The 9,074-nt window shown below is 27.5% G+C and carries 13 protein-coding genes and 1 pseudogene; 5 read left to right on the top strand and 9 right to left on the bottom strand.

Features of this window, described 5'->3' with window-relative positions:
- From QX51_RS06830 to QX51_RS06845, 5 genes are all read right to left on the bottom strand, one after another.
- A partial coding sequence (locus tag QX51_RS06830; RefSeq protein WP_039679161.1) for a lipid II flippase MurJ occupies positions 1–400 on the bottom strand: 400 nt, incomplete at its 3' end.
- A gap of 123 nt (positions 401–523) precedes the next feature.
- Positions 524–649, bottom strand: coding sequence for a hypothetical protein (locus tag QX51_RS21440; RefSeq protein ID WP_278246213.1), 126 nt, complete (start codon positions 647–649; stop codon positions 524–526).
- Positions 650–715: 66 nt separating this feature from the next.
- The gene (locus tag QX51_RS06835) at positions 716–2,056 is read right to left on the bottom strand and encodes a hypothetical protein (protein ID WP_039679162.1); all 1,341 of its coding nucleotides are present in this window, start codon (positions 2,054–2,056) and stop codon (positions 716–718) included.
- Positions 2,057–2,170: 114 nt separating this feature from the next.
- Positions 2,171–3,394 (bottom strand): DNA cytosine methyltransferase, encoded by a 1,224-nt coding sequence (dcm, locus tag QX51_RS06840; protein ID WP_039679163.1) that lies wholly within the window; start codon positions 3,392–3,394, stop codon positions 2,171–2,173.
- 662 nt (positions 3,395–4,056) lie between these two features.
- Positions 4,057–4,275: a hypothetical protein gene (locus tag QX51_RS06845; protein ID WP_039679164.1), complete on the bottom strand. Its 219-nt coding sequence runs from the start codon at positions 4,273–4,275 to the stop codon at positions 4,057–4,059.
- A gap of 190 nt (positions 4,276–4,465) precedes the next feature.
- Between QX51_RS06845 and QX51_RS06850 the strand changes: the two genes are divergently transcribed.
- Both QX51_RS06850 and QX51_RS06855 read left to right on the top strand, forming a co-directional pair.
- A complete protein-coding gene (locus tag QX51_RS06850) occupies positions 4,466–4,810 on the top strand; it encodes a hypothetical protein (RefSeq protein ID WP_039679165.1) in 345 nt (114 codons plus the stop codon).
- Between the two features lie 86 nt (positions 4,811–4,896).
- Positions 4,897–5,082, top strand: a pseudogene (locus QX51_RS06855) (transposase); the annotation flags it as partial.
- Positions 5,083–5,341: 259 nt separating this feature from the next.
- On the opposite strand, the gene QX51_RS06860 reads toward QX51_RS06855, so the two are convergent.
- The 3 genes from QX51_RS06860 to QX51_RS20605 form a co-directional block, all read right to left on the bottom strand.
- Positions 5,342–5,788 (bottom strand): hypothetical protein, encoded by a 447-nt coding sequence (locus QX51_RS06860; RefSeq protein ID WP_039679166.1) that lies wholly within the window; start codon positions 5,786–5,788, stop codon positions 5,342–5,344.
- 98 nt (positions 5,789–5,886) lie between these two features.
- The gene (locus QX51_RS06865) at positions 5,887–6,336 is read right to left on the bottom strand and encodes a hypothetical protein (RefSeq protein WP_039679167.1); all 450 of its coding nucleotides are present in this window, start codon (positions 6,334–6,336) and stop codon (positions 5,887–5,889) included.
- 202 nt (positions 6,337–6,538) lie between these two features.
- Positions 6,539–6,691 (bottom strand): hypothetical protein, encoded by a 153-nt coding sequence (locus tag QX51_RS20605; RefSeq protein ID WP_161791909.1) that lies wholly within the window; start codon positions 6,689–6,691, stop codon positions 6,539–6,541.
- 141 nt (positions 6,692–6,832) lie between these two features.
- Between QX51_RS20605 and QX51_RS06870 the strand changes: the two genes are divergently transcribed.
- The 3 genes from QX51_RS06870 (at position 6,833) to QX51_RS06880 (ending at position 8,288) form a co-directional block, all read left to right on the top strand.
- On the top strand, positions 6,833–7,366 hold the full coding sequence (locus QX51_RS06870; RefSeq protein ID WP_456300351.1) for a helix-turn-helix domain-containing protein: 534 nt from the start codon (positions 6,833–6,835) through the stop codon (positions 7,364–7,366).
- A gap of 324 nt (positions 7,367–7,690) precedes the next feature.
- Positions 7,691–7,903, top strand: coding sequence for a helix-turn-helix transcriptional regulator (locus tag QX51_RS06875; protein WP_039679168.1), 213 nt, complete (start codon positions 7,691–7,693; stop codon positions 7,901–7,903).
- Positions 7,893–8,288 carry a DUF2178 domain-containing protein gene (locus QX51_RS06880; RefSeq protein WP_039679169.1) on the top strand — a complete coding sequence of 132 codons (396 nt, stop codon included), beginning with the start codon at positions 7,893–7,895 and terminating at the stop codon, positions 8,286–8,288. Before QX51_RS06875 ends, QX51_RS06880 begins: the two co-directional genes overlap by 11 nt.
- 208 nt (positions 8,289–8,496) lie before the next feature.
- On the opposite strand, the gene QX51_RS06885 is transcribed toward QX51_RS06880, so the two are convergent.
- Positions 8,497–8,898, bottom strand: a complete 402-nt coding sequence (locus QX51_RS06885; RefSeq protein ID WP_039679170.1) for a hypothetical protein — start codon at positions 8,896–8,898, stop codon at positions 8,497–8,499.
- Between the last annotated feature and the right edge of the window lie 176 nt (positions 8,899–9,074).

Raw genomic sequence — 9,074 nt, forward strand, 5'->3', positions numbered from 1 at the left:
GTAATATACTAGTATATTTTGCTATTTTAGATTTTATTATATCAATAATATAATCAGTTGAATCAACTTTTAAAATTAATACGATTATACTATATACTATGGCCCCCATGCTAACAGAAACTATTAATCCTAAGAACTCACTAATTAAGGATATTTTCGCAAAAATTTTCAACACTATAATAGCCATTACACAAGATGCTAAAAATGTTTTAAACAGTGTCATTAAAATACTCATTGCATTAAACTTTCCTATTTTCTTTCTAAGATTAAACAATAAAAAACATATAGCTATTATTGCCGAAATACTTGAACCTAAAGCAAGTCCTGATACTTTCATCGTTCTTATTAAGATTAAGCTTAATAGTATATTAGATATAACACACAATATACTATTTTTCATTGGAATTTTGGTGTCTTCTAAGGAGTAAAATACCCCTTTCTGGCATTGACTTTATATTTTTATCATTGCCATAAAAGAATATTTATTTCATTATAAGCACAAATTATTTTACACATTTCTTTTTTAACTTTGTATATCATATTTTTCTATAAAACCATTCATATTACCTTCACATATACTATTAAATACGCCAATTTCATATTCTGATGTTCCAATAAAGTTATCATCATACTCTTGTTCCAGAGTCAAATCTATTCAAATTCAAGTCTTCACACTTTTTTATTTTTATCTTGTAACTTATTTAAATTAATTATTCTACTTCTCTAATTCTTCTAACTCTTGAACTAATTTAGGTCTAAAATAAGGTAGTTGTCTACCATTTAATCCTGCATCATTCATTTTTTCTCTGTTGTTCAATTTAAACTTTTCATATGCTCCAGTTTCAGCAACTGTTATTTTAAAATGTTTATCATCTAGTTTAGTTATTCTTAAACTATCTATACCAAGAGTTTTCAAGTAATCCATAGTTACTACTTCTCTATTTTCAAGACCTAACACATCTTTAAGTATCCATTCTCCAAGTGCACCTTGAGGATTAGTTTGTAGGCTTTTACCATTTTCTTGCTTAATTCTTCCACGTAATACTCTACCATCTGGTAAAACTAAATCAAAATCATTTAACTCTTTGTTATGAATCTCATCATTATCAAATGCATTGATCCCGAAAAACTTAGGGAAAATATGATGTATCCATGTACTAACTCTAACCTCAATCTCATACTCTGGACGAGGAGTATTACTTCCTTTATTTTTAGGTTTTGAATGTCTTATATTGATACCTGAGCAATCAGAAACAACAGGTCCTTCTTTTTTATCTTGATAAAGTGGCAGAATTATTTCTTCATTAACAACTTCATAATCCTCTTTCTCTTCACATGCAACTTCATAATTTTCTTTAGGCAGATTTATCATTCTAATAAGTTCAAAAGGATCATCAAACTGCTCTATTGGAATTTGTTCTATTATTTCTCCTGCTGAAGCATCAAATTCTTCAAGTAATACACTTTTACTTGTATAAAACTTGTAATTACGTAATTTATCTTTAAAAGTATAAGTTTTTCCATCACTTATAAGCTCTAGACTATCAATATCTATCAAATCATAAGGTGTTTCTATTATATTCATAACATCATCATCACGAGTTATAAAATGATATACATCTCTATCTGTTTTATATAAACGTTTATCAAGCATTATACGTTCATTTCTCAATTGTGAAACCTTACGAATAACTTCCTCTGAAGTTCCATTTTTTATAAGTGGGGCTATAACTTCTGGAGCTAGTTTATTAAACTCAGCTACCTTTTGATATGTATTATCTTTAGTGTGAATCCATGTTTTTAAACCAATCCCAACTCTATCATTTTCCCACGGTCCAAGCGCATCAAAAGCACTATCTTTTCTAGTTAAATCTTCTACATTAAATACTCTAGCAAAAAGTTGCTCATGATTTCTATAGTATAAATATGGCTTACGCGCATTTGCACCTTCTTGGTTATCTTTAAATAATCCACTTAAAGCTCCAAATATTTTTAAAAATTCTATATACTCATCTTTTTCTTTCTGTGAAAATTTATTCCAAATAATATTAGCCATTCTGTTTCCCCCTAAATGCTTATTATCTATATTTTATCATAGATGATTAATATTCACAGTTTTAAATTATAATAAAACAAAATAAGGACAAAAGATATCTCTTCTGCCCTTGAATTATTTCTGTTTAGTTTGTAAAGAATAAAACTTCTTAACAACATGTTTTTTAACAATTTTTAAATATTCTTCATCAGATACAATTTGCAAACCTGTTTTATTTATAAACTCATTCACTTCACTTTCTTTATCAAAGCAAGCTTCTATAAAACTTTCACCCTCATATCTGCTTTTCATATCTACATAGATAAGTACATTTTTATCTGATTCTATGTTAGCATATACTGATTTTTCTATATTTGTTGTATCTAATGCACTTGCAATTTTATCTGCTATACGCTTAATAACTGGTACTACAACACTGTTCCCTGCCTGTTTATATAGCTGTCCGTTTGAAATCTCTGGTAATTTAAAATCCTCTGGAAATCCTTGAACATTAAAAGTTTCCCTTGGTGTTAATTTCCTAATTCCATGATTAGATAAAATAAGAGGCACATTGTGACCTCCAGTTCCCATGTTAGCAGTTAAAGTTGGCACTACTCCACTTTTATTTTCTCTAACATACTGTCTTCTCCACTGGTAAACTGAATTTTGAGATTTTATAGTTTCTTCAAGTTTATCATAGAAATTTTGTACACCTTCTTTATAGTAGTATCTATCTTCTACTTTTGATTTAAAATCTATCACAGTATCTAATCCATTTGTTAGTTCTACTTCCTCTGGAAATTCAAAGTTATCAAAAGCATTTTTATCAAGAAAACCAACTATATATATACGTTCTCTATTTTGAGGTATATTTCCATAATCTTTCCCATTCATCACTTTCCACTTTATATAATACCCATTTAGTGTTAAAGCCTCTCTTATAACTTTAAATGTATTGCCTTCTCCATGTGTAACCATGTTCTTTACATTTTCTATAAATATAGCTTTTGGATTATGATGTGTTATAATTCTTAGAAGTTCAAAAAACAAATCTCCTCTTTCATCATCAAATCCCTTTCTATATCCTGCTATTGAGAATGCTTGACATGGAAATCCTCCGACAATTATATCTGTGCTTGGTACTTCTTCTGCCTTAACATCGTGTATGTCCCTTCTATCTAGTTTGACATTAGGAAAATTAATGGCTATAGTTTCTTGTGCATTTTTATCAAATTCATTAATATATACTGAACTAAATTTTTTTGTTTGATCAAATCCTAAATCAATTCCACCAACACCACCGAAAAAGCTTGCTACAGTATAATTTTCGGTATTTATGGACTTATTATTTTGCGTCATAAATTATGTGTCCTCCCTTTTTTGCTATGAGATTTGCGCCTATATTTAAAATTCGCTTAGATAAAAATCAATATTCATTTGATATTATATCACACCTTGCTGCAATTTTAACAAAGTTTATTTTTTAACAAACTATTTTTTAATATTTTTACTTTTTTATCAAAACAATATTCTTTATTGCAATAAAGAATATTATATAGCAAAATATAATCTACAAATTACATAGACTCTCAAAAGGTAAAAATCCTAAATACAATAGAATATATTACTCAAACCTTATTTACTTAATTTTCATTATAAATATCCTTGTTGTCAAAATACTAAAAAAATCAAAACTAAAATTGGCAATTATTAACTCTAACCTATTACCCCTTCTTTCCTCAACACATACTTCACCTGCTCTTTACTAAGATCATATATCGCCCTCAATCTATGGATATTTTTCCATTATACTTTCCAACAATCCTTCTATTCCTACTATGTCTACCATTGCAAGATTTTTACATCGGTAGAAATTCGAATATTTTTATTTCTAGTCTAATCGCTTAAGCTATATATAGCAATCTTCCTGCCATTACATCAAATTGATTACCAGTTCTAGTGTAACTGTAAATTTCATCTATATATTTTATATAAAAGTAGGTACTTAAATAATTTCATAACTATAATAAAATAATAATAAATACTACCATTATCAATGCTGTTAATACCGCTTCCTTTTTATTCTTCTCCTTACAATTTCTATGTATAGATATACAACAATTTATACAATATCCAAATAATATAGTGCCTACTACTAATTTATACATCCCTAATATAGATTCTATTATTACTAGAATCAAAATTATAATGCTTAATATATTTTTTTTTATAAATGACAAAAACTTCTCCCCCTTTTTTATATTATCTTATCTAATAAATTTAAAATATAGCTTTATTTTGTTATAATGAAATTATGAACTTAAGTGTCCTAAAGTTCAATTGTATTAGTGTTTTTTTATATATATTTTTTTAACATGTTGAAAAAGGTATAATTATAGATTAAATTTAATCTATAAGGGGAAAACAGAGATGAATTATAAAATTATTTCAAAGACAATATCATTAATATTGACTGTATTTACATTATTCAATTGTATTACAGCGTCTACCTATGCTGCTGAGTTAAATCATGAAACAGATATAACAATTGATGATTTAGATGTAAATATCAATGAAAACTCAGAAATAACTCCATATCTTGGTGGTGGACCTAGTCCGAGTGCAGCATGGTCGAAGTCAGGAACTTATAAAGTTACATATACATCTAAACAGGCTGCTGATTCAAAAAAACGTGTTACTATAACATTTCAAAGATATAAAAGAGAAGCAAATAATAATTGTTTAGCAGAAGCTATAAGCTATAAAAATAACTAACCTACACTTTTTTAGTATTTAAAATTGGTAAGTTTAGAATAATATTCATATTAAAAATTATGGAGGTTTGTAAAATGAAAGATATAATTATTCCAGATATTGATTATCAAACAGAAGTGAAAAAATGTAAAACAATGGAAGACATTGTTGGGAAAAATGGATTGATTCAAAAGTTATTTAAGGATATAATTCAGCAACTTTTAGATGCTGAAATGAAAGAACATTTAGGTAGAGAGAAATATGAAAGATCTGATAATAGTGATACAAAATCTTTGTAATCATTTTTAAATTTCTCTATAGTAGAAAAATTAATGATTGATAATAATCCTTTGTTAAACTTATAATCAATTTTTACTTCTATATCTTTAAGTACATCAGATTTGTAATGTTTTTTTACTTTTGTATCTTATTTCTATATAATATTTATTCTACTAGATTTTATCTCTTTTTATACAAAAAAAGATAGAAGCACATGCTCCTATCCCTTGTTTCATAATATATTAAAATTGTATGTTTTTTATTAACTTAAAATCAATACAAAGTTAATTTTTTAGGTGTTTCATCTGAATCTAAAATATACTTAAGTGTATCTACAGTCAATTCATTTAAAGGTAAAGAAATAACTTCCAAATTTTTCAATTCTTTTTTTATATCATTTTTAAAACTTCTTTTTGTAGCACAGTTTGCAAGCCAAATTGACCATATCTCGCACTTTTTATATCTTTTACAGTTACTTATTAAATAGTCATATAGCCTCTGACATCTTTCTTCTGTATATCTGAAATTCAAATCATAAATATTAGATAATTTACTATAATAAGGAATATCATAAAATACCATACCAGGAATAATTTCAAGGTCATATAAATCATCTTCACTTTGAAATACATTAATTTCTCTACCATCTGGTTTATGTAATTTAGGACTATATAATGTAGGCAACTCATATTCACAAGCTATAAATAAACAAGAACTCATATAACTCCACCTCTAAATTCATATTTATCTATATTATATCAAAACATTCTTACTTCACATTATATAATATTAGTGAATTAGAATTTATCAATCTCCTATTAATTATTCAATGCTAATTCTTTATTATCTATATCAAAATATCTACAATCAAAACTTATCATTTCTTTTAACTCATTTTCTGATAATACATCCTTAATATTAAGCAAAGTTACAGATGTAGTGCCTATTTCTAACTTTTTATTAAATATGCGATTATTTACTGACATGTCTACACTAGAGACCTTACTTCCATCAGATATAACTATATAAGCAAAATCACTATTTTCTAATCCTTTATTAAGATTATATCTAACTAAAAAATCAGTTACTCCAAGACCATTTGACTCTATACCTTGCATCGTATTATCAGTCATTACATAATTTCCTTTTTCATTTTTTTCACATACAATATACCCTTGTACAGTATCTGATAAGAGAATTACTATTTTAGAATCATCAATGTGTATTGTATCTATAATAGATAGATTTTCTTTTCCCATCTCATTCATAGAGTCATTTTCATTGAGATATTCTAATATTTCCTCATCATTATTAAAAACTATATCTTTATCGGTATATCCTATTATATATAATTGTCAATATTGCACTAATAAATATTATAATTTTCTTCATTATACTCTCCCTTAAATTGTTGTCTAATAAATAATTACTACATTGTATATTAACATTACTGTATAATGAAGTTTATAACTAATTATTCTTATTTTTTTTCGTATTAGTTCTAGCTATTTTGCATAAAAAATCGCTAAAATAACAAATAAGTTTATATCCTAAAATTAAAGCAAATATTAAAAGTATTGTATTTATTATTTGAAAGAATAACTCCAATGTAACAGTAATCATAAAAACCTCCCCTAATATATCAAAATTTAAATTTCCACTTTTTACACATTATATATTAGATTATACTAAGTTATGGAGGGTTATATAAAGAAAATCAGTTTCTTAGGAGAGAACATACAAACCATAAGAAAACACAGAGGAATGAAACAGCAGGAGCTTGCGGACAAAATCGGTATCAATATGCAGAGCCTTTCTAAGATTGAACGTGGTGTAAACTATCCCACCTTTGACACGCTGGAAAAGATAATGGACGTGCTGGAAGTAACGCCCAATGAATTGTTGTCGGGAGAATGGAAGTTTGTTCAGCAGGCGGAAAAAGAAGTCTGCCAGCTTTTGAAAACAGAAGAACGCCTAAATGCAGAATTGAAACATGGACACTATGATAACTTCTTTGACAGTGAGGAAGAATGGCTGGAATATGAGTTGGAGCAGTTGCGGAAATATATCACAGACTATATTAACGGAACAGACATACAAGCGTCCGACCTTTACCCAATAAAGGAATTTATCCAGCATTTGAAATTTCAGAAAGTATTAGACCGTTATGATGATTTATACAGCATGGATATGTTTGGGGAAAGTACAGACGGACACAAGTACACAACACCTTACTATACTTTCAAAAGGAAAACACAGGCTCAAAGGAAGATAAGGAGCTTCTACGCGAAGTATTAAAAATTAGCGATTTTGACAACGAGGACGAGTAGCCTTTTTCCTCTTGCATGGAAGATACAGCAAACAAAAAGCCCAGATCAAGAGTGCAAGCACCACTTCTAAAGAAGTGGCAGGCTCTTGACAGGGCTTTTTCTTTTCTGTTTGTGGCGGACAAGAGGAAATAAGATAAAGAGTTTCATATAAGTTGACACTCCATAAGAATAGTGACTGGAAGATTGTAGGATAAAAATACGGAAAGTTTGCTTGACATTCCATATTGACAGGAGTATCATAAAATTAGAAAAGGAAAGCAAACTTTCCATACATTCAAGAAAGGAGTATGTTGTGAAAAATCGTTTAGAAGAATTACGAAAACAAAGAGGTATTAAACAAGAAGATTTAGCTACTGCTCTTGAAGTATCTCGTCAAACAATAGGCTCTTTAGAAAATGGACGCTACAATCCCTCTATCATATTAGCTTTTAAAATTGCAAGGTATTTTCAAATGAGCATTGAAGAAATTTTTATTTATGAGGAGGAAAACGAAGATGAAAAATAAAAACAAAATTTGGTATGTTGGTTATATTTTATCAGTTGCTATAGTTTTAATTATTTTCTTTACAAATTTTCCTAAAACGGTAGATATAGGATTAGCAGTCTTATTCAGTGCTATTTTTAGTGTTTCACACACACAACTTTTGCATAGCCGATTAATGAAGAATGATGCAGATTATAGACTTAACGTAATGGACGAACGAAATATATTGATTAAAGAAAAAGCTGGAAATATTACAAATATGCTCAATATGGTATTACTAGGTCTTATAACAGTTGTATTTATTGCTCTTGATTATGTAATTCCAGCAATCATTACGGGAGTGGTTGTTTCCGTACAACCGATTATTTTGATTATCATCAGCAATATGATTGAGAAAAAAATTTGAATTAAAGATATATGATTTTTTAAAAATATTTTACAGATTGATATGAGGAAAAATGATGTTAGGACTAAAAAAACGAGATATTAAAAAAGTATTGAAAGCTGATAAAACAGAAATGTAGCAAAATAAAATATAAGTATAGTCAATAAAAGGGAGAAGCACAACCTTTGTGCTATCTCCCTTACTCTTTTTCTGTCATATCAAGTCTCATTCAATCATGGTAAATTCGTTGTAAAATAGTTGATGTTTTAGTTATTGAATAATCCTTAAATCCTATATTTATACGGATAATCGGATTTTTTATATCAAATTTTATATAAACTTGATAGAAAATTACAAACATTAAAATCATACAAAGAGCTACTGAAATGTTTTTATCCCAGCCATTAATTATAGCTAAAATTTCTATAACCATATTAGTTACTATTAACATTGCAATTTGCATATATTGAACTCTTAATATCTTAACTATCATTTCTTCTTTTTCTAAATCCAATTTATTTACGTCTATTTTATAAGGCGTTAAATTAAATGTATCTTTACCATTATTTTTAAGGCTATAAATCATATAAAATATAGATAATAAACACATCGAATATGCTAATATTGCCATAGCTCCCCCCCTCTTCATGAAAAGATAATATAAGTGAATTATACCATCTTCAGGAAAAATATATAATAGTGCTTGAGTTACAAATATGCTTACATAAAATACAGAATAAAATTTAACAATGTATTAAATTCGATAAAAAAATAGATTCTATAACTAAAAATATACAACCTTTGTAT

The organism is Terrisporobacter othiniensis, from assembly GCF_000808015.1.
Classification (GTDB): Bacteria; Bacillota; Clostridia; order Peptostreptococcales; family Peptostreptococcaceae; genus Terrisporobacter; species Terrisporobacter muris.

Excerpts from the sequence above, each read along its gene's own strand:
- QX51_RS06885 (WP_039679170.1), bottom strand. The coding sequence starts at position 8,898 with ATGGCAATATTAGCATATTCGATGTGTTTATTATCTATATTTTATATG.
- QX51_RS06870 (WP_456300351.1), top strand. The coding sequence starts at position 6,833 with ATGAAACAGCAGGAGCTTGCGGACAAAATCGGTATCAATATGCAGAGC.
- QX51_RS06850 (WP_039679165.1), top strand. The coding sequence starts at position 4,466 with ATGAATTATAAAATTATTTCAAAGACAATATCATTAATATTGACTGTA.
- QX51_RS20605 (WP_161791909.1), bottom strand. The coding sequence starts at position 6,691 with ATGATTACTGTTACATTGGAGTTATTCTTTCAAATAATAAATACAATA.
- QX51_RS06835 (WP_039679162.1), bottom strand. The coding sequence starts at position 2,056 with ATGGCTAATATTATTTGGAATAAATTTTCACAGAAAGAAAAAGATGAG.
- dcm (WP_039679163.1), bottom strand. The coding sequence starts at position 3,394 with ATGACGCAAAATAATAAGTCCATAAATACCGAAAATTATACTGTAGCA.
- QX51_RS06880 (WP_039679169.1), top strand. The coding sequence starts at position 7,893 with ATGAAAAATAAAAACAAAATTTGGTATGTTGGTTATATTTTATCAGTT.
- QX51_RS06860 (WP_039679166.1), bottom strand. The coding sequence starts at position 5,788 with ATGAGTTCTTGTTTATTTATAGCTTGTGAATATGAGTTGCCTACATTA.
- QX51_RS06865 (WP_039679167.1), bottom strand. The coding sequence starts at position 6,336 with ATGAATGAGATGGGAAAAGAAAATCTATCTATTATAGATACAATACAC.